Origin of the sequence: Parahoeflea alexandrii (assembly GCF_027214025.1) — a bacterium.
In the GTDB taxonomy this organism is placed as follows: domain Bacteria; phylum Pseudomonadota; class Alphaproteobacteria; order Rhizobiales; family Rhizobiaceae; genus Hoeflea; species Hoeflea alexandrii_A.
In genome coordinates, this window is the sequence record NZ_JAPWHB010000004.1 from 470,371 (window position 1) to 493,372 (window position 23,002).

A 23,002-nucleotide genomic window follows, 5' to 3' on the forward strand; every position below is an offset into this window, starting at 1 on the left:
TCCTTCCCGCGAAGCCTGACGCGAGCCCTGGGCGGTTTCGTCGCGTTCGACCCTTCGGGGACCGATCACCGCCCTCTCCCACCCGGGGCCCGGCGGGATTACCCCTCAGGCGCGGCAGGGACTTGTCAGGCCGGCGTTTGCGGTGATGCCGCTGGTCCTGGCGGGCAACCGGCCCGGGCAGGACTGCGGATCAAACGCCGCCGATCGGCGACCCGGAGGCCGCCCGACCGTTCCGGCCATTCGCGCGGGTAAAACCCTCGGCCAGATCCACCTCGATCCAGCAGGCTCCCCGCGCTGACCGGGGTGTTGCTTCGCAAGCTTCCGGCCCGCGGGTACGGCCCCCGCCCACCGGAACTCACCGCCTCCCGCCGGCCCGGGCTCCGTCAGCCCCGGCCATCCGTTCAGGACGGAAGGTGGGGGTAGTGTGGCATGGGTGGAGAGGGTGTGGAAAAAAGGGAGGCTTTTTGCCGGTTGGGAGACGTCTGCGCTGGCCTGTCCCTGGTCCCTCCGGGCGGGCAACCGTGCGTCACGCTGCCAGACGCCGTACCGTTCAGGCTGTCGCGCTTGTTTCGGTCTGCGCGGAGCTGTGTTCCCGTTTCCTCGCGCCAAGCTGCTCGCGCAGGATCGCGACATTGCGCAGATTGGCCTTGAAGCCGACGTCAAACAGATCGCCGATGACGGACACCAGGCCGACAACCGTATCCAGTCCGAAACGGATCGATGTGCCCGGCAGGTGGAACCGGCTATCCAGCGTTTTGGCAAGCCGGTCCGGATGATCGAGCTCCCGCTCGATCACGATCCGTTCCCGGTCAGCAGTATAGTGGATGTCTGTCATGCTGCATAAACTGTCTCGCCCACTCTTTGTTCCGCATGGCGCACATGCAAACCGCTCGAGCCGCAAACGCCGCATCAAGGACAGGCCTGTGGGCAGGCGTTCACCAGCCGATGCTTCGCGGGAAGTTCAGGAGGCAAACAGCGCCGCTGGTGCCGGTGTGGACCAGTCTCCTCCCGGTTCCGGCACGAATGCCTTGGTTTCCGCAGTCGCCGGGCTTCCGGCCCGCTGCTACGCCCCCCGCAACCCGGAGTTCACCGCCTCCCAGCGACTGAGATTCAGTAAGCGCCGACCATCCGGAACTTGCTGCCCCTACTTCTCCTTGGCGTAGTCGAATGCCAAGACCGACCCTGACAGGGGCGCTATCGTGAGAGCGTCGATCACTTCCACGACGGCGGCGATCCGGCCGACCAGGGGGATCGCCTATCCGGCAAGGCCGGGCAGGACCGCAAACTCCGTGGCGCGGGCGATGACGGCGACCGTTGATTTGGGTCAATGCAAACGCTGTCGCGGCGTGTGATGTCTTCTTCCCAGTCGGGGGCATTGCTAGACATGAAACAGCTTGAAGGACGCGCCATTGTGGCGAGGGGACTCGCGTTGGCGGGATTGATTGTCTTGGTGTCGGCCTGTTCGACCACGACGCGTCAACCGAACGAGGTCGGGCTCTATCCCTCTTGGTTGATCGCTGTCGCGGAACCTGCGGCCCCCGCCATCGGCATGGCGATCTCCGCCGTTCAGTGGAGGCACGGCCGGCTGCAGTACAGCGCCGGTGCCCTCGCCGAAGTGCGCACGCGCATGCGGCCGCTGGACGTACTCCTGTTCAGCAACAAGCATCGCCTCTCCGGCCATACCGGCGCCGGAATGTTTGGCCATTCCGCGGTCTATCTCGGCTCCGAGCGCGAGTTGAAGGCCATGGGCTTGTGGAACAACCCGGCAATCGTGCCTTACCATGACGCGATCCGGGAAGGCCGGTCCATCATCGAATCGGCGCAGGCGCACGGTGCCCAGCTGTCGCCTGTGGACCATCTCGTGGACACGGACAGACTGGTCGTCCTGCGGCCTCACCTCGGCAGCGAACGGCGCAAACACGAGGCAATCGTCAAGCTGTTCGGGCTTGTCGGTACTCCGTTCGACCACCACTACAGGCTGGATGAACAGGAGCACGTCTACTGCACCGAGATCATAAGTATTGGGATCACCGGTCTGAATCTTCCCCGTCGCTCTAGCTATGGGCGCGAGATTATCCTCCCGGACGACATCGCGCGGTCGGCCGTGACGGGAACCGGGCGACTGCGACTGGTCGCATACCTGCGGGCGGATCGACACAGCTGGGGCTTCGCCAGCGCCAGTGATCTCGCAAAGGACATCGCCGCGACGCAACCTAGATGAATGCGTCGCGATCCTCCACCATGCCGCTAATTATCCCGCGAACGGCCTTCCTCTCACGCGCAGGGAGGCCGCGCTCATTAGCAAGTCTGGTGGGAAGATTCTGCTTCTGCTGCAATGATTGATGGCGCCTGACTGGCTGTTTTTTGGGGCCCAACGCAGACATCCGCCCGAACAGTGGCTTGGGGCCGAAAGCTCCCAACATGGCGCTTTAACCCGAAAGGCTACCAGCCCCCTACCCAGCCCCTACCCGCCGGCCCTTGCCCAGGCATCGAGCGCCTGGTTGAACACCTCGGTGCCGCTGGCGCCTTTTTCGAGCGTGATCAGCGCCTGGCGGCCGTTGGAATAGACCACCGGGATGTCGATCCAGTTGCGGTTGCGCAAGAGCTCGGTGTTCTCCTTGCGGGCTTCCTCGAGATCGTTGAGCGCCACCATGTAGAAATCCTGGGTGATCTTGGCCGGCACCGCGATCAGCGGCGTGCCCTGGTCGGCCTCGGTCTGCTTCATGGCGATGCGCTGCAGCTGGTCGATCGCGCCGCCGTCGAAATCGGTGGGCAGCGCGAAGACGATCTCGACGATGTGGCTGGCGGGCAGCGAGGCGTCGGTGTTGCGCTTGATGGTCAGAAGCGCCGAAAGCCCCTTGTCCGGATTGTTGATCTCGCCGCGGATCACCTGCTCGTCCGGCCCGTCGCCGGTCTGCTCGCTGACCAGCGTCCAGACCACGGTGCCGGGCTTGACCTCGAGCGACTGCTGGCCGAGGCGCTCCTCGTAGAGGATCATCTTCTGCTGCACGCCGAGCGGCTGCGAAGCCGGGGCTGCGGCATCCTCGGGCGCGACCGCGGCGTCGGCGGTGGTCTCTTCGGCCACGCTCTCGTCGGCCGGGCCGGGATCGGTGAGGGCCGCGACCGAGCGGCCTTCGACGGCGCCGTCGGCCTCCGGCCCTTCGGCCGGGCCGGCATCGGTTTCGGTTCCGTCCGGATTGAGCCGCTGGGTGAACTTGCCGTCCTCGCCCGGAACGGCTTCCTCGGTCAGCGCCGTTTCGACCGGCGCGGTCTCGGGAGCGGCGGCCTCGGCTGCGGGGGCCGTGTCCGCGGCGTCCGGCGCATCGCCGCCCGCTACACCGGATCCCACAGGCGTATCGACCGGCGAGGCGGAGAACATGGCGACGACCGTGTCCTTGTAGATGAAGCCGGCAACAGCCACGACGACGACGAAGAGGGCGACAAGGGCCGCCGCCAGCAGCCCGCCCTTGCCGGACTTTTGGACCGGTTGCTGGCGCACGGGCCTTGCGGTCTGCCGTTCGCGCGCGTGATCAAGACCGAAGGCTGCGTCATGCGCCTCGCCGACCAGATCCGCCGGGCGCGAGACCGGCTCGGGCTCCCAGGCAGGCCCGGGCTCGACAAACGCCTTGCGCGCCGGTTCGTAGGGCGCGGGCTCGTCGTCATAGTCGTCGTAATCGAGCGGCGCGGGTTCGGTGGCGCGTGGCGGGTCCTGCCGCACCGGGGCGGCGGGCGCTGCAACGGGAGCCGCCGGGCGGGGCTCCGGCGCGGGTTCGAGCTTTGGTTCCGGCCGCGGCTCCGGTTTCGGTTCGGGCCTGGGCGCGGGCTTCGGCTCAGGCCGGGGTTCGGGCTTCGGCTCGGCGATCACCGGGCTCTTTTCCACCATCGATTCGAGCTCGGCCATCAGCGCTTCGGTCTCGTCGACATCGGCGGGCAGCGCCTCGGCGTGGTCGCTTTCGACCTCGTCGATGGCCGCGCCCAGCTTGTCGAGCTGGCGGGCGATCACCTCGTCGGACGGCGGCGGGTTGATCGCTTCCAGCTGGCGGCGGATGGCGGCCCGCGCCTTGTCATAGACCTTGGCCCGGTTCTCCGGCGTATTGTTGGGCAGGCTGTCGACCGCCTTCCGGATGACTGCTACAAAATCCGCCATGCTCTACCCTGGTTTGATCCCACAAAGCGCTCCAAATCACGCGATTGCGCTAACCTAGTCTTCAAACGGGTCAGTCACAAGTATCGTGTCATCGCGCTCGGGACTTGTGGACAACAGCGCCACCGGCGCGCCGATCAGCTCCTCGATGCGGCGGACGTACTTGATCGCCTGCGCCGGCAGGTCGGCCCAGCTGCGGGCGCCGACGGTGGTGCCCTTCCAGCCCTCGATGGTCTCGTAGACCGGCGTGACGCGGGCCTGCGCGCCCTGGCTGGCGGGAAGATGGTCGATCTGCACGCCGTCAAGCTCGTAGCCGACGCAGATCTTGAGCTCTTCCAGCCCGTCGAGCACGTCGAGCTTGGTCAGCGCAATGCCAGTGATGCCGTTGACCGCAACCGACTGGCGCACGAGTGCCGCGTCGAACCAGCCGCAGCGGCGCTTGCGCCCGGTCACGGTGCCGAATTCATGGCCGCGCTCACCCAGGAACTGGCCGGTGGCGTCGTTGAGCTCGGTCGGGAACGGGCCTTCGCCGACGCGCGTGGTGTAGGCCTTTGTGATGCCGAGCACGTAGCTGAGCGATCCCGGCCCGAGGCCGGAGCCTGCAGCCGCCTGGCCCGACACGGTGTTCGACGAGGTGACGAAGGGATAGGTGCCGTGGTCGACGTCGAGCAGCGTGCCCTGCGCGCCCTCGAACAGGATGCGGCTGCCCGCGCGGCGCTTCTGGTCGAGCAGCAGCCACACGGTTTCGCGGAACGGCAGGATGCGCGAGGCGACCGAGGTCAGCTCATCAAGGATGCTGTCGACCGAGATCTCCGGCTGATCGAGGCCGCGGCGCAGCGCGTTGTGGTGCGTGAGCAGCCGGTCGACCTTGGCCGGCAGCGTCTCGAGATTGGCGAGATCCATCACCCGGATCGCCCGGCGGCCGACCTTGTCCTCGTAGGCCGGGCCGATGCCGCGCCGCGTGGTGCCGATCTTGGTGCCGGAATTGGACGCCGCATCCTCGCGCAGCGCGTCGAGCTCGCGGTGCAGCGACAGGATCAGCGTGGCGTTGTCGGCGATCCGCAAGTTGTCGCCGTTGATGACGACGCCCTGTTCGGCCAGCCGGTCGATCTCGCTCACCAGCGCATGCGGATCGATCACCACGCCATTGCCGATGACGGCGAGCTTGCCCGGCCGCACCACGCCCGAAGGCAACAGCGACAGCTTGTAGACCTTGCCGTCGATGACCAGCGTGTGGCCGGCATTGTGCCCGCCCTGGAAACGCACCACCACGTCGGCGCGCTCGGAGAGCCAGTCGACGATCTTGCCTTTTCCCTCGTCACCCCATTGCGACCCGACGACAACTACGTTGGCCATGACAACCCCTTGGATAGCGGCCCCTCGCACGAGGCCCGAAAAACAAAAACCCGCGCATGCATACAGAACTGGCCGGGCAAAATCGACCCTTGCACACACAGTTCAGGCTTTTTTGCGTGACAATTTCCCCGCATCCCGGCAATCAGGGACGGTGGCCTTCCCTGGCCCGTCCGTTTTATCGCACAATCGGCTGCAGGCCAGCCGGTTGCCCGCCCGGCAGGCCGGGTCCGACGAATCTGAAAGAGCCATCTTGATCCTGCGCGCCTACCTGTTCCTGATCATCACCTCGCTGTCCTGGGGCGCCAACGCGGTGGCCGGCAAGCTGGCCGTCGGCCACATCTCGCCGATGCTGCTGACCTCGGTGCGCTGGGGCATGGCCTTTGCGATCCTCTTGACCTTCGCCCTGCCCCAGGTGCGCCGCGACCTGAAGGTGATCCGCGCCAACCTGCCCCTCCTGATGGCCTATGGCGCCGGGGGCTTCACCGTGTTCAACATCCTGCTCTACTCGGCGCTCGAATACACCACGGCGATCAACGTCGCCATCGAGCAGGCGGGCATGCCGATGGTGATCTTCCTCGCCAACTTTATCCTGTTCCGCATCAAGGTGACGCCGGCGCAAATCGTCGGTTTCGCACTCACGCTGGCGGGCGTGGCGATCACCGCCTCAAGCGGCAGCCTGGCGCGGCTGATCGGGCTCGAACTCAACCAGGGCGACGCGCTGATGCTGCTCGCCGTCCTCTGCTATGGCGGCTACACGGTGGCGCTGCGTTACAAGCCGGTGCTGCACTGGCAGTCGATGATCACGGTGATGGCGGCCTCGGCCTTCCTGACCTCGCTTCCCTTCGCGGCCTTCGAAGTGGCGCGCGGCGCGGTCACCTGGCCCGACACCACCGGCTGGCTGGTCGCCGCCTTTACCGCCATCTTCCCCTCATTGGTGGCGCAGGTGATGTTCATCAAGGGCAACGAGATCATCGGCTCCAACCGCGCCGGCATCTTCATCAACCTGGTGCCGATCTTCGGCACGCTGCTCTCGGTGATGATTTTGGGCGAGATGCTGCATCTCTACCACGTCGTGGCGCTGGGCCTGGTGCTGGGCGGCATCTGGCTGTCGGAGCGGGGGAAGAGGTAGGGGGGCAGCCCCAACTCCATTAAGCAACAGCTAGACTGCATTACTGCTTTGCGCCCACAGTTCGGTCGTTCAGCTCAATTGTGCAATTACTGAAACCAGTCTGTCTGCTGAGCAGCTAAATAATGAAGCTTCTAGGCTGGCCGCGGGCCAATTGATTGCCAAACAGTCCAACATAGAAGTAGCCTTAAATTTTAGCCGACCAAGATAGCGGTACCCCTCATTCTCATCTCTTCTATCGAAGCATTCATAAATTGGGCGAAATGCGTTCCGCACCAACCGGACAAGCTTCAAGATAGATTGGGAAAATGCTTTTGTTAATTTTTTGTGGCGCCATATCCAATCGCATCGACTCAAAGTTGAGAAAACATTATACATTCAACGTCCACATCTTAACAGCGAGGGCGGGAGAACATGGCATTCAGGCAACAAGCGATTCGTGACGCCGCCCGCGTCTCCACAAGCCGAAGGACGGCAGCAGAGGCCAGAACAGAAAACAAGAGAAACGCATTTTTGTGCCACAGCCACAAGGATGCCGATCTCGCGAAAGGGCTCCAGAACTTTCTCCAAAATCTAGGTTGGGAAGTCTATATTGACTGGGAAGACGCCGCCATGCCTGATCAACCCGACAGGCGCACAGCAATGCGAATTCAAGAGAAGATCAGGTTATCAGAGATGTTTTTTTTCCTGGCAACAGAGAACTCGATGGGGAGTCGATGGTGCCCTTGGGAGATAGGCTACGCGGACGGCGTAAAGGACGTTGATCGGATTCTGATTGTCCCCACCATTGACAGCCGCGGCAATACTCATGGCAACGAGTATCTTCAACTCTACAGACATTTGGACTCGGCGCAATCCGGCGGCATCGGCCATTTTGGCGCGGACAACCGAGGGCTTATATTGCGCGGTAGCGCTACACCTTATTAAGCTCAAACCAACAAGTTATGGGATCTAATGAATGGCGCGTAGGACTTTCTTTTCATTTCACTATGAACCCGACGTCTGGCGCGCGTGGAATGTCCGCAATAGCTGGGTGGTAAAGCCCGAAAACCAAGAAAGCGTCGGCTTTTTCGATAATAGCGTCTTCGAAGCTTCGAAGAAGGAGAGCCCTGACGCATTGAAGAAGTTTCTGCGGAAAGGGCTTGAGAACACCTCTGTGACGTGCGTCTTGACGGGGCAGGATACTTGGCGTCGTCGCTGGGTCCGTTATGAGATTGCGAGGAGCGTCCTCAAGGGCAATGGCATCCTTACGGTGCACATTCACGGCGTAAAAAACAAAGATGGCGTCTTGGGTACAAAAGGAGCAAACCCTCTGGATGCCATGGGGCTATACAAGACGTCGAATGGGATTTTCCTTGCCGAATGGATCGACGGCAAATGGCAGCAATATAGTGACTACTCCACTGCGATCCCGGCGAGCGACCTATGGTTCAATGCTCCCACTACGGATACCGTAGACGCCCTCTCGAAGCATTGCTTAACCTACGACTTCTCAGAGCAAAATGGTCGAGAAAACATCGGTGGTTGGATCGAAACGGCAGCAGGACTCGCCGGACGATGAGCCTCTATGAATTGGCCATATTGGGATCACCCACCCAAAACGAACGAGAGACACTGACATCCACCCTCGCTTCGATGGTCAAGGATTTTGACCTCCATCTTGGTAGTGATGTGATGATCCACGACGGAGTAAGCGTGGCATCTCGTGTCCCGGAAAACGCCTTCTGCGCTATTTACTTTGGCGGTGATCCTGAGACCGATTTAGCCGTAGCAAAAAAGCTAGTCGAAGGCAGTATGCCAATTATCCCGACGGTTGGGCCACACGGAGATTTCGGCACGGAAATTCCTAGTCTTCTCCAGCCCGCCAATGGTCTACGACGTCGAACCGATGATGCCGACCTTACCGAGTTGGCGGCCGCGGCCTTGGAATGTGTCGGGCTTCTGCGTCCTCAGCGTAGAGTCTTCATCAGCTATCGGCGAACGGAGTCTCGCATCGCGGCGCTCCAGATGCATGACCTCCTAAGCGCACGGGGTTTCGACGTCTTCCTTGACACCCATGGTATTCGGCCTGGCGATCCCTTTCAGGAGGTTCTCTGGCATCGTCTGGTAGACTCTGACGTAATGGTGATGCTCGATACGCCAACTTATTTTGGCAGCCGCTGGACTCGGCAGGAGATCGCGAGGGCGCGCGCAAAGGAAATTCAGGTAATACGTGTAATTTGGCCTCGACACACCCCGTCAAAATTAACAGATATGTCAGAGACTGTGTATCTCGACCCAGAAGAGTTACTGGGTGCAGACGGTCCTATCGTGGATGCCACCGCGGACTCCATAGCCGTCCGGGTCGAACGTCTACGGAGTATGAGCATCGCGGCAAGGTACATGTCTATTACGGGAAAACTGCGTGCTGATGTCGAGAAGATAGGCGGCGCAATCGAAGGCATCGGAGCACACAGAGCCATGGCGGTTCGCGTTCTCAATGATCAACTTGTTTGGGCTTATCCGGTTGTCGGTATACCTACTGCAGAGACCCTGAATGATATCGTGAAGAAGGCAAAGCGCGCCGAGCAGGATAATTCCCCCATCCTGGTTTATGATCACATTGGAATTCGACCTGCATGGATTGAACATCTGTCGTGGCTCGATGAACAGATCAAGTCGGTAAGAGCGATACGAGTTTCTGAGGCCGGTTGGGCGCTGGCTGGGATGGATGATTGACAATGGCAGATGCAATATTCCTATCCGCGGGAGTGCCAGACCCTCTTCGAGGGGCTCAGTATGCCGCCACTACGAATGTTGTCGCGATTACATCCGCGGTGGCGGCGCTCGTTCACGTCACGCTTGGTAGAAGGCCTCTGGTTTGGGGTGGCCATCCGGCTATAACCCCAATGATCTGGTTCATCGCGCAGGAAATTGATGTCGACTATGGGAAATGGGTAACGCTCTATCAATCGAACTTCTTCGAGGACGAGTTTCCCGAGGACAACGAGCGATTCAAGAACGTCCGGTTCACTGAGAAGATCAACGACAACCGCGAAGCCAGCCTGTTGGAGATGCGTGAGCGCATGTTCTCCGAGACCCAATTCGCGGCCGCGGTGTTTATTGGTGGGATGGCGGGAATCTTGGCTGAGTTCGAAATGTTCCGCCACTTTCAGCCAGACGCGAAAATCCTCCCCGTTATGTCGACGGGTGGAGCAACTCTTGAGGTCGGAGGAAAGGTTTCGTCTCTAGCTAGCGACATGTCAGACGATCGTGACTATGTTGCATTGTTCCATCGGCATCTGGGTATATCGACACGAGAGGAAAGGTACCGATCCCCCGAAGATCAACCGAAGAAGATTTCTGATCGATACTGGCGACAGAACAAAGAGCATCCATCGGAATGACAATGGAACAGCAACCTTAAGCTGCTGTTTCTGAAGGCTTGATTTGCACCACCATGACAGTGTTGAGCACTTTATGATCGAAGTAAATACGGGAAAGTCTCGTTTTTGCGATGAACGTCACCAATAGCGGACGGTCATATCACGGCCCCCAATCAGCCATACATACCCCCCAACCAAAACCGCACCCAAAGCCCTCAAGCTCCGGAAGGCCGCGCAGTCATCCGGGCAATGCCCCCCACCCCTCAGTCCACCTTGAACACCAGCGGCTTGGCCTGCTTGATGGCGGGGTGGGCGGTGAGCTTGGCGAGCACGTCGGCAAGCTGGCTATAGGGCGAAGACACATAGAGTGACGGCACGCACAGGACGGTCTTGCTGACCCGCATCGACGCCGCCCGAGGACGGCCGGGAGGCCCGCATGGCGGCCGGTCGGAGCCGCAAGCCGTCTAGCTGAAGATCGGCTTCAACGCGGCCGGATGAGCCCGGTTTTCGCCTTGAGGCGCGTAAATGGCGGCCTGTTCCACCCGGTTTCGGCCAAGCCGCTTCGCGGCATAGAGGGCCGCATCGGCGCGCGCCAGTCCCTGCTCGGGTGTCTCGGTGTGATCGAGTTCCGCCACGCCGAGGCTCGCCGTGAAATGCAGGGTGCTGCCATCGGGCATGGCGATCGGCATGCTTTCCACTGCGGTTCTGACGCGCTCCGCAACCTCGACCGCGCCGCACAGGCCCGTGCCCGGCAAGACAAGACAGAATTCCTCTCCGCCGAACCGGGCCGAAACATCGTAGGTGCGAACGCTCGCCTCGATGACCCGTGCCGTCTGGTAGAGAACCCGGTCTCCTGTCGCGTGACCATGCGTGTCGTTGATGTGCTTGAAGCGATCCATGTCGATCATGACGAGTGAAAGAGGTCTCTTGTGCCGCCTTGCCTCTTCGCAATGCCTTTCCAGTTGATCGATCAGGTAGCGGCGGTTGTGAAGCTCGGTGAGATGATCGACAAGCGCCATTTTCTCGAGCTTGCCGACCGCCTCCTTCAGGTCCTGCTCCACGCGCTTCTGGCGAATGACCAAGGAAAGAATATCCGCGACCGCGGTCAGAAACCGGGTTTCGCCCTGCTTTGCCCCATGGCCGTGGGGCAGATAGAGCACGATGACGCCGACGACGTTGCCGCCATCCAGGATCGGAACATTGTAGTGACCGTGCGGCTGCATTCCGTCGAAGCTGATGTCGTGGCTAGTGTCGACGCAGTTTGCGTGCAGCAACCGCCGCTGGGCCGCGGCGCGCCCGCACAGGCATTTGCCAAAGGGAACGCGCGCGCACAGCGTCAGCAGCTCGTCGGAAAGCCAGCGTTGTGCGACAAGATGGAGAGTGTCGGCCTCTTCCTGGACAAGAAAGACGCCCCCCTTCGGGAGCAGGGAAAGCCAACTCACCGCCAGCATGATGTCAAGACATTCGAGCAGGATCGCATCGAGCGGGGCGCTGTTGGTTACAGTCCGCAACAGCGCATTGAGGGCCCGCTCATTCTCCAACGCATTCGACAGGTCTTCCGACGCGTCGGAATCCGGACACTGATGCTCCAAATGCGAATGCTGAACATTGTCGTTTCTACACATGTGCGAAATTTAATATAACATATATGAAAAATTTGTTGACCTGCCCGCTTCCTGCTCGAAGCAGACATCGCTCCCATCCCCACCCCAAAACCAAAGCCGCCCCCCGAAACGTTTCGTCCCGGGAGGCGGTCCATTCATCCGGGTCTCCCCGCCGACACTCAGTCGACGTTGAACACCAGCGGCTTGGCCTGCTTGATGGCCTCATGGGCGGTGAGCTTGTCGAGCACGTCCTGGCCGACCACGCCGTCGACATAGAGCAGTGCGATCGCCTCGCCGCTTTCCTTTTCGCGGCCCAACTGGAAGTTGGCGATGTTGACGCCGGCGTCGCCGAGCGTCGTGCCCATGTAGCCGATCATGCCCGGCACGTCGGTGTTGGCGATGTAGATCATGTGCTGGCCGACTTCGGCGTCCATGTTGATGCCCTTGATCTGGATGAAGCGCGGCTTGCCGTCCGAGAACACGGTGCCGGCGACCGAGCGGGTCTGCTTCTCGGTGGTCACCGTCAGCTTGATGTAGCCGTCATAGACGCCGGTCTTGTCGCGCTTGACCTCGGAGAGCACGATGCCCTTTTCCTTGATCATGATCGGCGCCGAGACCATGTTGACGTCGGCCACCTGGTTGCGGATCAGGCCGGCGAGCAGCGCCGACGTCAGCGCCTTGGTGTTCATGCCTGCGGTGACGCCGTCATAGAGGATCTCGATCTGCTTGATCGGGTTCTCGGTGACCTGGCCGGCAAACGAGCCGAGCACGTCGGCAAGCCGGATGAAGGGCTTGAGGATCGGGGCTTCCTCGGCGGTGATCGACGGCATGTTGATGGCGTTGGAGACGGCGCCCTTGATCAGGTAATCCGACATCTGCTCGGCCACCTGCAGCGCGACGTTTTCCTGCGCCTCGGTGGTGGACGCCCCCAGATGCGGGGTGCAGACGACGTTGGGCAGGCCGAACAGCGGGCTTTCGGTGGCGGGCTCGGTCTCGAACACGTCGAAGCCGGCGCCGGCGACGTGGCCGGACTTGATCGCTTCGGCAAGGGCTGCCTCGTCGACCAGGCCGCCGCGGGCGCAGTTGATGATGCGCACGCCGGGCTTGGTCTTGGCCAGCGCCTCGGCGTTCAGAATGCCGCGGGTCTTGTCGGTCATCGGCACGTGCAGGGTGATGAAATCGGCCTTGGCCAGCAACTCGTCGAGCTCGACCTTGGTGACGCCCATTTCCTCGGCCCGTTCCTTCGACAGGAACGGATCATAAGCCAGCACATGCATGCCGAGCCCGATCGCCTTCTTGCAGACGATGCCGCCGATATTGCCGGCGCCGATGACGCCGAGCGTCTTGCCGGTGATCTCGACGCCCATGAATTTCGATTTCTCCCACTTGCCGGCCTGGGTGGACAGGTCTGCGGCGGGAAGCTGGCGGGCGACGGCGAACATCAGCGCGATGGCGTGCTCGGCGGTGGTGATCGAGTTGCCGAACGGCGTGTTCATGACGATGATGCCGCGACGGGAGGCTGCCGGGATGTCGACATTGTCGACGCCGATGCCGGCGCGGCCGATCACCTTGAGGTTGGTCGCCGCCGCGATCAGCTTCTCGGTCGCCTTGGTGGCCGAGCGGATGGCGAGGCCATCATAATTGCCGATGATTTCGAGCAGCTTTTCCTTGTCCTTGCCGAGCTTGGGTTGAAAGTCGACTTCAACACCGCGATCGCGAAAAATCTGGACGGCGGTTTCCGACAGTTCATCGGATACGAGTACGCGAGGTGCCATGATGGCCTCCATTGAGTGGTCTGAAAAAGGGAAAACGGGATGCCGAACCGCGCCGGAACTCTCCGGCACGGCCGCGAAGGCGTCAGATCAGGCGGCCTGCTTGAGCGCGGCCTTTTCCTGGGCGAAGGCCCAGGAGAGCCAGGGCGTCAGCGCCTCGAGATCGGAGGTCTCGACGGTGGCGCCGCACCAGATGCGAAGACCGGCCGGCGCATCGCGATAGGCGCCGATATCGAGCGCCACGCCTTCCTTGTCGAGCCGGGTCACCATCGCCTTGGCGAAGGCTGCCTGCGCGTCGGCGGGAAGTGCCGTGATCTCCGGATCGGAAATCACCAGGCAGACGGAGGTGTTGGAGCGGGTCTCGTCGACCTTGGCGAGATTGGCGATCCAGTCATTGTCGGCGACGAAGCGGTGCAGCACATTGGCGTTGGCGTCGGCGCGAGCGATCAGCCCCTTGAGGCCGCCGACGCTTCCGGCCCAGCTGAGCGCATCGATATAGTCCTCGACGCAGAGCATCGACGGCGTGTTGATGGTCTCGCCGACGAAGATGCCCTCGATCAGCTTGCCGCCCTTGGTCATGCGGAAGATCTTCGGCAGCGGCCAGGCGGGAACGTAGCTCTCCAGCCGCTCGACGGCGCGGGGGCTCAGGATCAGCATGCCGTGGCCGCCCTCGCCGCCCAGCACCTTCTGCCAGGAGAAGGTGACGACATCGAGCTTGGCGAAGTCGAGATCCTGCGCGAACGCGGCGGACGTTGCGTCGCAGATGGTCAGGCCCTGGCGGTCGGCCGGAATGAAATCGGCGTTGGGGACGCGAACGCCCGAGGTGGTGCCGTTCCAGGTGAAGACCACGTCGCGGTCAAAATCGATTGTGCTGAGGTCCGGCAGTTCGCCGTAAGCGGCGGTGATCTTGCGCACGTCGTCAAGCTTCAGCTGCTTGACCACGTCGGTGATCCAGCCTTCGCCGAAGCTTTCCCAGGCCACCATGTCGACGCCCCGGGCGCCGAGCATCGACCACAGGGCCATCTCGACGGCGCCGGTGTCGGATGCCGGCACGATGCCGATGCGGTAATCGTCCGGCACGCTAAGGATCTCGCGCGTCAGGTCGATGGCCTGCTTGAGCTTGGATTTGCCGATCTTGGCCCGATGCGAGCGGCCGAGAGCCGCGTCAAGAAGCGCTTCGGGCGTCCAACCGGGACGCTTCGCGCAGGGACCAGAAGAAAAACGGGGATTGGCCGGACGCACGTCCGGCTTCGTAACAGTCGTCATAATGGCTATCCTTCCAGATAGTGGCCCCTCGTTGGGGAGGGGTGGCCCACTGACGGGGTTAATCCCGGGCCGATCCGAAGTCAAGGTCCATTTTGCGACGCAGCATACGAAAAAGGGCGGAGATGATCCGCCCTTCCCTGTTGACGTGGCTGGCCGCGCCTACCAGAGGTTATAGCGCAGGCCGACCCGGACCTCGTGCTTTTCGAAGCCGTTGTCGCGGACCTGGAAACCGGTTGCACCGGCGGCCACGGTGCCGGCGTCGAAGCCGGACTGATTGCCGCCCTTGATCTTGGAGTAACGGTAGCCGAGATCGAGCTTGAGGTCCTTGCTGAGGTCGTAGGAGACGCCGCCCATCAGCGCGTAGGTGAAGCGCCAGCTTTGCGTGCCCGGCCGGGTGCGGTCGGTCGCAGCAGTGACGCCGCAAGCACCAACGCAGGTCAGATCGTTTGCATATGGCTTCCAGCTCACCCGGGTGATGCCGGCGCCGGCCCCGACATAGGGGGTGAAGCCGACGAAGGTTCCGAGGTCGACATAGGCATTGGCCATGAAGCCGTACTGCTCGAATGTCTGGGTATCGACGCTGGAGCATGTTCCGGCGCCGAGCCCTGTGCATGGCAGCGTCGAGCTTGTGGTGCCGTTGAAGCGGCCGCGGCTGTAGTCGAAGCTGAGATCGGCGCGCAGATAGTCGGTGAAATTGTAGCCGACGCCGAGCGATCCCGACCAGTCGCCACTCAGCGAGGAACTATCGTAGGGCGTCGAGGTATAGGTTGCCGGCGATCCGGCGGTGAAGGCGGAGTAGCTGGTGGCGACGCCGCGGGTCTTGGTCGAATATCCGAGATCACCGCGCAGGTACCATCCCGAGCCGATCTCGACCGCCTGGGTGACCGGCAGTTCCTTCGCGTAGATGATTTCATCGAGGTCTGCCGCCCGGGCAGGCGCTGAAAGTCCCATCAGAGCAGCAAGGCTGGACGCCACAGCAAGTCGCATGATCATGGCCAAATTCCCTTCAAATGAACCGGCCCCGCTCGAACGCGCCCCGGATACGTATGAAGGCCACTATGGCCGCGACTGGTTAAGCCCCGGTTAAGCATGTTTGTTAAGCATGTTTTTTCGCACCGATACACGCGCGGCCAGGAGGTGCGGACACAGCAAAACCGCCCGGCTTTGCAGCCGGGCGGTTGAAAAGTAATCAGCTATCAGGCGATCCGGTCGAGGCTTACTTGTAGACCGCCGGCATGATCGGAGCAGGCTCGATATAGACTTCCTGCTCGGCGCAGCCGCCGAAGCCATAGCGAAGACCGCCGCGAACCTCGTGCGAATTGAAACCACGATCGTATACCTGGGTGCCCGCTCTTGCACCTGCAGCAGGCGCCCGGGGGAAACCAAACATTTCGCCACCAGAAACACGCCTATATCTGTAACCGACGTCCGCCTTCAAATTGCAAGTCACATCCACAGACGCGCCAGCCATCAGCGCATAAGTGAACCGCCAGCTGGACCGACCGTCATGAAAGACGGTCTGATTGCAAGCACCGCCAGCGTCAGGGCAAGAGGTGTTGCTCAGATGATCCCATTTGACACGCGTTCCGCCGAGACCGCCACCTGCATAAAATGTATATCGACCAGTCTTGTAGAAGTCGACATAGGCATTGGCGAGAAGGCCAAAACCCGACACCGAAGAACTGTCCGTCGAAGTGAAATTGGCGCCGCCCTGAACACCGCTGGTCGACCCACGGAAATTCGCCTTGCTGAAATAGTCCACCGTCAAATCGCCGCGGAGATAGCGCGTTGCCTGATAACCGACGCCCGCGCCAATCGTGTAGGAACCACGTAACGTGCCGCTCGTGAACGGCGCCCAACCCGCTGTTCCAGTGACGCCTTGCCAGAAATCAGCACCCTTCATCTTGTTCCAGGAATATCCCGCGTCACCGCGAAGATACCAGCCGCCGGCGGCGGCGACAGGCTGCGAGACCGGCGCTTCATAGACGGGCGCCTCCACATACGGGGCCGGGAAATCAGCAGCTCCAGCGACACCTACGCCGGCAAGCAGCATCGCAGTACCAGCCAGGAATATCTTTCTCATGATAGACTCCATCGTCGAGACATGCGCTGTCGCCGGGCATGGTGACAACACGATTGTTGGTTCGGGATGGAGAATGAAGCAGAAAAGTTAAAACCCACTTAACCACGTCTATTTACCAAGAATCGAAGAATAGGGGACGCGCACGCTAATTTAGACTGTGAAAAAGTGCGTGGCTCCTAGAATAGCCCCGGCCCGGCAAAAATGCCGGCGGACCGGCACTGGACACAGCCAAAAACACCGCATCCTGTGAAGCGGATCACTGAAGTAGACTTGATTGCTTTGCTTGCCGGCGGAACAATTCACAGGCACGGCGGGCATGATCGGCCACGACTGCCGCGCACCACTATGCAACATCAAGCAGCATCCGTCGCAGTAGAGTGCCCGCAAGCTGTCCGCCAACCATCAGGCTGCGTTGCGGACGCCCGAAATCACGTTGATCAGCTGATCGACCACCGACTCGATCTTCTGGCGGTCGTCACCCTCGGCCATCACCCGGATAAGCGGTTCGGTGCCGGAAGGACGGATGACCAGCCGGCCACCGGCCCCGAGGGTTGCCTCGGCGTCGGCAATCGCCGTCTTCACCAGCGCGTCGTTGAGCGGATTGCCGCCCGAATGCCGCACATTCTTGAGCACCTGCGGCACGGGTTCGAATCTCCGGCAGACCTCCGACACCGGACGGCCCATGCGCTGCACGCAGGCCATCACCTGGAGTGCTGCGACCAGGCCGTCGCCGGTGGTGGCGAAATCCGAAAGCACGATATGGCCCGATTGCTCGCCGCCGACGTTGAAATCATGCTTGCGCATGTGCTCGACGACATAGCGGTCGCCTACCTTGGTCCGGGCCAGTGTCAGGTCGATGCCATCAAGAAAGCGTTCAAGGCCGAGATTGGACATCACGGTCGCCACGATGCCCTTGCCTCGCAGCATGTTGTCAGCCTTCCAGGATTCGGCGATCAGCGCCATCAGCTGGTCGCCGTCGACAACCGCGCCGGTCTCGTCGACGATCAGCACACGGTCCGCATCGCCATCGAGCGCAATCCCGATATCGGCGCGGACTTCATGGACCTTGCGTGACAAGGCGACAGGATGGGTGGAACCGCAATTGAGGTTGATGTTGGTGCCGTTCGGCTCCTCGCCGATGGCGATCACGTCGGCTCCGAGTTCCCAGAGTGCCGCCGGGGCCACCTTGTAGCCGGCCCCGTTGGCGCAGTCGACGACAACACGCATCCCCGCCAGGGTGATGTCCTTGGGCAGGGTGCGCTTGGCGAATTCGATATAGCGGTCATGCACCCCGTCGACGCGCTTGGCGCGGCCGATCGAATCCGGACGTGCCAGCTGCAGATGGATGTCCTCGTCCATCAGTTCCTCGATGCGGTGCTCCAGATCGTCCGACAGCTTGAAGCCATCGGGTCCGAACAGCTTGATGCCGTTGTCCTGGTAGGGGTTGTGCGAGGCGGAAATCATCACGCCGATGTCGGCGCGCAGCGAGCGGGTCAACATCGCCACAGCAGGCGTCGGAATCGGTCCGAGCAGGAACACGTCGAGGCCCGCAGCCGTGAAGCCCGCCACCAGCGCGTTCTCGATCATGTAGCCCGACAGACGGGTGTCCTTGCCGATCACCACCCTGTGCCGGTGGTCACCGCGGCGAAACAGGTTTCCGACCGCGATCCCCACCCGCATGGCCAGGTCCGGCGTCATGGGTGCCTTGTTTGCCTGGCCACGAATCCCATCCGTGCCAAAATATCGCCTGCTCATGGAAGCCCCCGGTGCTGTCCCGATAGAATATTTTTGTATCCCGCTTGATCCAACACATCGGCGCAAGAATACAATCAGATTTTGTTACAAACCGTTGCAATACACACAAAACAGCCGCCAGACGGCGGCTGTCAACAAATCTTGGTTGGTATGGTTTACGCCCGAACCCCGCCTTATTGCGGCTGCGGCTCCAGTCCGGTATCGGGCTCATCGCCCTTCTTGCCGGCTCCACCCTTCTTGGCACCGGCGGTCGGAACCGCCGTTCCGCGGCTCGGCGGCGTGTCGTCGCCAATGTCGCGGGCCGGCTTCTCGCCGCGGATCAGCGCCTTGATCTCCTCGCCGGTCAGCGTCTCGTACTCGAGCAGGCCTTCGGCGATGGCGATGAACGCCTTCTTCTTCTTGGTCAGGATTTCCCGGGCTTCGCTGTAGGCTTGGTCGATCAGGCGGCGGATTTCGCTGTCGATCTTCTGCGAGGTCGCTTCCGAAACGTTCTTCGACTGCGCCACTGAATGCCCGAGGAACACTTCCTGCTGGTTTTCACCATAGGCGACCTGTCCGAGCTCGTCGGAAAAGCCCCATTCGGTGACCATGGCACGAGCAAGCTTGGTTGCCTGAACGATGTCCGACGACGCACCCGACGTGATGTTCTCCTTGCCGAAGGTCAGCTCCTCGGCAACGCGGCCACCCATCATGATTGCCAGCCGCGATACCATCCACTTGTAGCTCATGGAATAGCGGTCAGCCTCGGGCAACTGCATGACCATGCCGAGAGCACGGCCACGCGGAATAATCGTCGCCTTGTGAACCGGGTCGGCCACGGCGACATTGAGCGCAACGATGGCATGACCGGCTTCGTGATAGGCGGTGAGCTTCTTTTCTTCCTGGGTCATGGCCGTCGAGCGGCGCTCGGCGCCCATCATGACCTTGTCCTTGGCGTCTTCAAACTCGGCCATGGTGACAAGCCGCTTGTTGCGACGGGCTGCCAGCAATGCGCCTTCGTTGACAAGGTTCATCAGGTCGGCACCCGAAAAGCCGGGTGTGCCGCGGGCAAGAACCTTGAGATCGACATTTGGCGCCATCGGCACATTGCGCACATGCACCTTGAGGATCTTCTCGCGGCCATTGACGTCAGGCAGGGGCACAACGACCTGGCGGTCGAACCGGCCCGGACGCATCAGGGCAGGGTCAAGAACGTCGGGACGGTTGGTCGCAGCGATCAGGATGATGCCTTCATTGGCTTCAAAGCCGTCCATCTCGACCAGCAGCTGGTTGAGCGTCTGTTCGCGCTCGTCATTGCCGCCGCCCAGACCTGCGCCACGATGACGACCGACAGCGTCGATTTCATCGATGAAGATGATGCAAGGTGCGTTCTTCTTGGCCTGTTCGAACATGTCGCGAACGCGGGATGCGCCAACGCCGACAAACATTTCAACAAAGTCGGAACCCGAAATGGTGAAGAAAGGAACATTGGCCTCGCCTGCGACGGCACGCGCTGTCAGCGTCTTGCCGGTACCGGGAGGGCCCACGAGCAGGACACCGCGCGGGATCTTGCCGCCGAGCCGCTGGAACTTCTGCGGGTCCCGGAGGAATTCAACGATTTCCTCAAGGTCCTGCTTGGCCTCGTCAACGCCTGCCACGTCCGCGAAGGTCACGCGGCCATGCGCCTCGGTCAGCAGCTTCGCCTTCGACTTGCCAAATCCCATGGCACCGCGAGAGCCGCCCTGCATCTGGCGCATGAAGAAGATCCAGACGCCAAGAATGAGCAGGATCGGCAGCCAGGAGATCAGGTAGCCGACGAGCGTGTTGGAACTGTCGACTTCCGGTCGCGCGGTGATCGACACATTGCGGTTGTTGAGACGATCAATCAGGCCAGCATCGCCCGGCGAGTAGGTCTGAAACCCGGTGGCGGAATCGGTGTAGTTGCCGGAAATCCGTTCGCCGACGATGGTCACGTCGCGGACACGCCCCGCATCAACGTCCTTGAGGAACTGCGAATAGGCGATGTCACGCCCCGCGGTCCGTTCGCTTGGACTCTGAAACATGTTGAACAATGCGATCAACAGAAGCGCGATGATTGCCCACAGGGCAAAATTGCGGAAGTTGGGATTCATACTCTTCCTCGGGGATCAAGGCCTGCAGCCACCGGCGCACAACCGAATTTCAAAAACTCAACCTGTAACATAGGAGCCCGGAAGGGACTTGCCAAGGCTGCCGGCGGCGTTTGTCATCGCAGTTTCATCGCAGTTAACGCCGGAATATCCAGTGGATTGGCCCAGGGGCACTCCGGGAACGGCCTGAGCTTCGCCAATCGGGCCAGCGCCTGGGCGATGGGCAATTGCTGCACCGGCAGAATACGCGAACTGCGGCCCGCAAGCCGCTGGCAGACAAATCCGCCAACAACTCCTTCCTCCAGGCGCCAATCTGCTTCAGATAGATCGCGATCACGGCTGAAACAGGGCATGATACCGCGGTTTTCGCTCCCTGACACTGTCAGCATCGACGTGCGGGAGAGATTGTGAACGTTAAAGCGCCGGTCCCAGACGCCCCGGCCACCCGGTTCGAGGCTGAGCCCGGCTACGTCGCGGCGTTCCCGTCCGAGAGCAAGGCAGGTTCCGCTGCGCCGGATCAGCGTCCGTCCGAGGCTGATGGCCCCGCCCTCACCGCCGCCAGCGGATGAGCTGATGAAACCGGCAAGCGTCGCTTTGCCGCGCCTGTCGAGCGGACGCGAAGCGCCGCCGCACCAGTCGATCAGGGCTTCCAGCGCCGCTGTCGTCACCTCCGGCGCATCATCCGGCCGGTATCGCATCCGAACCAGGCCGTCCACATCAACATGGCAGCGGGCATCGATGAAGTCTGCCGCCAGGCTGGCAAGCCGAAAACGGGCGATCGCGATCTGCGACCCATCCGGTCCGTCCAACGCCGCTCCTTCCTCGCGAAATCGGGTGCGAACCCGCACCCTCTCGAAACGAGCATCGTTGTTGGACGGATCCTCGATCCAGTTCTCGACACCCTTGCCGCGAAGAAACTCGCGGATCCTGATGCGAGGCAATCCCGTGAACGGCCGCAATACCCACATGCGGCCTTCGAACAGGGTTGCCGGCGGAATGCCGGCGAGGCCCGGAGCATCCTCCGACGCACTGCGGGCACGGCGCATGGCCAGCGTTTCGGCTTGGTCATCCCGCGTGTGCGCTGTCAGCACGGCGGAAAGACCGAGGCGCGCGGATGCCTCGGCCAGCAACCGGTAACGGGCCGCCCGGGCCGCGGCCTGCAGACCGGTCTCAGGCTGGCCGCTTTCCCATTTGAGCGTCTCGTGACGAATGCCGAGCCGCCGGCAGCGGGACTTGACCCAGCGCGCCTCGTCGGCCGATCCGGGACGCAGGCCGTGATCCACCGTCAACGCCACCAGCTTTACCGCGGGCACCAGGGCGGCGAGCCCGTAAAGCAATCCGAGCGAATCCGAACCACCCGACACTGCCACGCCGAGCGGGCGATGGTCGGTCAGGCCGGCAAGAAAATCAGAGAGACATTGATAAAGTGATGGCGGTTTTTGTGCGGGACCGCCCGAATGAACGGGCATCATCGGGTTCGACAAGAACTCAGCAGCTCGCCAGTTTCTGCTCTTCGCTGACCTTGGCGCGTACCGCCGCCGAAGCGCCCGGATAGCGGATCAGCACCTCACGCAGCGTGGCGCAGGCGGTTTCACGATTGTCGAGCTTGGCCAGCGACATGCCAAGCTTGAGCAGTGTATCGGCGCCCTTGTCGGCGCGGGGGTACCGCTTGTGGGCGTCGAGAAAGGTCTTGGCGGACTCCTGGTACCGGCCTTGCGAATACTGCGCCTCGCCCAGCCAGAACATGGCGTCCGAGGCCCGCGGATCATCCGGATTGCTGGCGACGTAATCCTCAAACACCTGCTCGGCCAGAGCATAGTCGCCGGCCAGCATGTGATTGTATCCGGCCTGATACATGTCTTCCGGCGATGACAGCGAGGCGGTATCGCTTCCGCCATCCATCGGCTGGATGATTCCGCCGATGAGATCGCCCTTGTCATCAAACCGGATGGTGCCGAGATCCGTCTCGGGGGCACCGAGCCCCTGCGTGTCCGGGGTCGTCGACGCGGTGCTCGATTGCTCGATGCCCGGCTGGGTGACGGCAGGGCCGGCATCGCCGCGCTGGTTGCCGGTCTTCTCGAGCTCCTGGAATCGGAACTCGTTGTCCTGCTGCATCTGGCGCATCTGCTCCTGCATCTGCAACAGCTGGAACCCGAGTTCCTCGATGCGGCCATTGAGCCCGCGAACCTGCTCCTCGAGCTGCCCGATCCGGAAGACCGGATCACCGCTCTGCGCCAGGATCACCGGTGCCCGGCTCGTGTCCGCGGCTCCGACCGGTGCGGGCGGCACCGGCGATTGTTGCAAGAAAGCGGAAAGCAGCGGCGCCGCACTCGCGGGATAAGCAAAGGCACTGATCGCCACCGCTGCGATTAGTCTGGAAAAGGGTTTCATCGGCCTGACCTCATGACACGGGTAATTGCCCG

General features: G+C 62.0%; 19 protein-coding genes. 6 read left to right on the forward strand and 13 right to left on the reverse strand.

Features of this window, described 5'->3' with window-relative positions:
• Positions 1-550: 550 nt before the first annotated feature.
• Positions 551-835: a DUF4112 domain-containing protein gene (locus tag O4H62_RS15825; RefSeq protein ID WP_269389261.1), complete on the reverse strand. Its 285-nt coding sequence runs from the start codon at positions 833-835 to the stop codon at positions 551-553.
• 549 nt (positions 836-1,384) lie between these two features.
• Here O4H62_RS15825 and O4H62_RS15830 point away from each other — a divergent pair.
• Entirely contained in the window at positions 1,385-2,221 is an 837-nt protein-coding gene (locus O4H62_RS15830) for a YiiX/YebB-like N1pC/P60 family cysteine hydrolase (protein ID WP_269389263.1), read from the forward strand.
• Between the two features lie 243 nt (positions 2,222-2,464).
• Here the strand turns inward: O4H62_RS15830 and O4H62_RS15835 are convergent, their stop codons facing one another.
• Together O4H62_RS15835 and O4H62_RS15840 are read right to left on the reverse strand one after the other, a co-directional pair.
• Complete coding sequence (locus tag O4H62_RS15835) at positions 2,465-4,147, reverse strand: hypothetical protein (protein WP_269389264.1); 1,683 nt, start codon at positions 4,145-4,147, stop codon at positions 2,465-2,467.
• 54 nt (positions 4,148-4,201) lie between these two features.
• Positions 4,202-5,500 (reverse strand): adenylosuccinate synthase, encoded by a 1,299-nt coding sequence (locus O4H62_RS15840; protein WP_269389266.1) that lies wholly within the window; start codon positions 5,498-5,500, stop codon positions 4,202-4,204.
• A 250-nt stretch (positions 5,501-5,750) separates the two neighbouring features.
• Between O4H62_RS15840 and O4H62_RS15845 the strand changes: the two genes are divergently transcribed.
• The 5 genes from O4H62_RS15845 (at position 5,751) to O4H62_RS15865 (ending at position 10,012) form a co-directional block, all read left to right on the forward strand.
• A complete protein-coding gene (locus O4H62_RS15845) occupies positions 5,751-6,629 on the forward strand; it encodes a DMT family transporter (protein ID WP_269389267.1) in 879 nt (292 codons plus the stop codon).
• A gap of 411 nt (positions 6,630-7,040) precedes the next feature.
• Positions 7,041-7,553 (forward strand): toll/interleukin-1 receptor domain-containing protein, encoded by a 513-nt coding sequence (locus O4H62_RS15850; protein WP_269389269.1) that lies wholly within the window; start codon positions 7,041-7,043, stop codon positions 7,551-7,553.
• Positions 7,554-7,584: 31 nt separating this feature from the next.
• Complete coding sequence (locus O4H62_RS15855) at positions 7,585-8,187, forward strand: TIR domain-containing protein (RefSeq protein ID WP_269389270.1); 603 nt, start codon at positions 7,585-7,587, stop codon at positions 8,185-8,187.
• Entirely contained in the window at positions 8,184-9,344 is a 1,161-nt protein-coding gene (locus O4H62_RS15860) for a toll/interleukin-1 receptor domain-containing protein (RefSeq protein WP_269389271.1), read from the forward strand. The genes O4H62_RS15855 and O4H62_RS15860 overlap by 4 nt, the downstream gene beginning before the upstream one ends.
• A 2-nt stretch (positions 9,345-9,346) precedes the next feature.
• Complete coding sequence (locus O4H62_RS15865) at positions 9,347-10,012, forward strand: hypothetical protein (RefSeq protein ID WP_269389272.1); 666 nt, start codon at positions 9,347-9,349, stop codon at positions 10,010-10,012.
• A gap of 242 nt (positions 10,013-10,254) precedes the next feature.
• Here O4H62_RS15865 and O4H62_RS15870 read toward each other — a convergent pair whose 3' ends face one another.
• The 10 genes from O4H62_RS15870 to ybgF all read right to left on the reverse strand — a co-directional run bounded on the left by O4H62_RS15870 (position 10,255) and on the right by ybgF (position 22,970).
• A complete protein-coding gene (locus tag O4H62_RS15870; RefSeq protein ID WP_269389273.1) occupies positions 10,255-10,395 on the reverse strand; it encodes a hypothetical protein in 141 nt (46 codons plus the stop codon).
• A gap of 60 nt (positions 10,396-10,455) precedes the next feature.
• A complete protein-coding gene (locus O4H62_RS15875) occupies positions 10,456-11,583 on the reverse strand; it encodes a sensor domain-containing diguanylate cyclase (RefSeq protein WP_269389275.1) in 1,128 nt (375 codons plus the stop codon).
• A gap of 191 nt (positions 11,584-11,774) precedes the next feature.
• Complete coding sequence (gene serA / locus O4H62_RS15880) at positions 11,775-13,370, reverse strand: phosphoglycerate dehydrogenase (protein WP_269389277.1); 1,596 nt, start codon at positions 13,368-13,370, stop codon at positions 11,775-11,777.
• An 87-nt stretch (positions 13,371-13,457) separates the two neighbouring features.
• Complete coding sequence (locus O4H62_RS15885) at positions 13,458-14,633, reverse strand: phosphoserine transaminase (RefSeq protein WP_269389279.1); 1,176 nt, start codon at positions 14,631-14,633, stop codon at positions 13,458-13,460.
• Between the two features lie 159 nt (positions 14,634-14,792).
• Entirely contained in the window at positions 14,793-15,626 is an 834-nt protein-coding gene (locus O4H62_RS15890) for an outer membrane protein (RefSeq protein ID WP_269389281.1), read from the reverse strand.
• 223 nt (positions 15,627-15,849) lie between these two features.
• The gene (locus O4H62_RS15895; RefSeq protein WP_269389283.1) at positions 15,850-16,716 is read right to left on the reverse strand and encodes an outer membrane protein; all 867 of its coding nucleotides are present in this window, start codon (positions 16,714-16,716) and stop codon (positions 15,850-15,852) included.
• Positions 16,717-17,118: 402 nt separating this feature from the next.
• Positions 17,119-18,471: a phosphoglucosamine mutase gene (glmM, locus tag O4H62_RS15900; RefSeq protein ID WP_269389285.1), complete on the reverse strand. Its 1,353-nt coding sequence runs from the start codon at positions 18,469-18,471 to the stop codon at positions 17,119-17,121.
• Between the two features lie 173 nt (positions 18,472-18,644).
• On the reverse strand, positions 18,645-20,582 hold the full coding sequence (gene ftsH / locus O4H62_RS15905) for an ATP-dependent zinc metalloprotease FtsH (RefSeq protein ID WP_269389287.1): 1,938 nt from the start codon (positions 20,580-20,582) through the stop codon (positions 18,645-18,647).
• A 113-nt stretch (positions 20,583-20,695) separates the two neighbouring features.
• Positions 20,696-22,048 carry a tRNA lysidine(34) synthetase TilS gene (gene tilS, locus O4H62_RS15910; protein ID WP_269389288.1) on the reverse strand — a complete coding sequence of 451 codons (1,353 nt, stop codon included), beginning with the start codon at positions 22,046-22,048 and terminating at the stop codon, positions 20,696-20,698.
• Positions 22,049-22,067: 19 nt separating this feature from the next.
• Complete coding sequence (gene ybgF / locus O4H62_RS15915) at positions 22,068-22,970, reverse strand: tol-pal system protein YbgF (RefSeq protein ID WP_269389289.1); 903 nt, start codon at positions 22,968-22,970, stop codon at positions 22,068-22,070.
• Positions 22,971-23,002 lie beyond the last annotated feature (32 nt).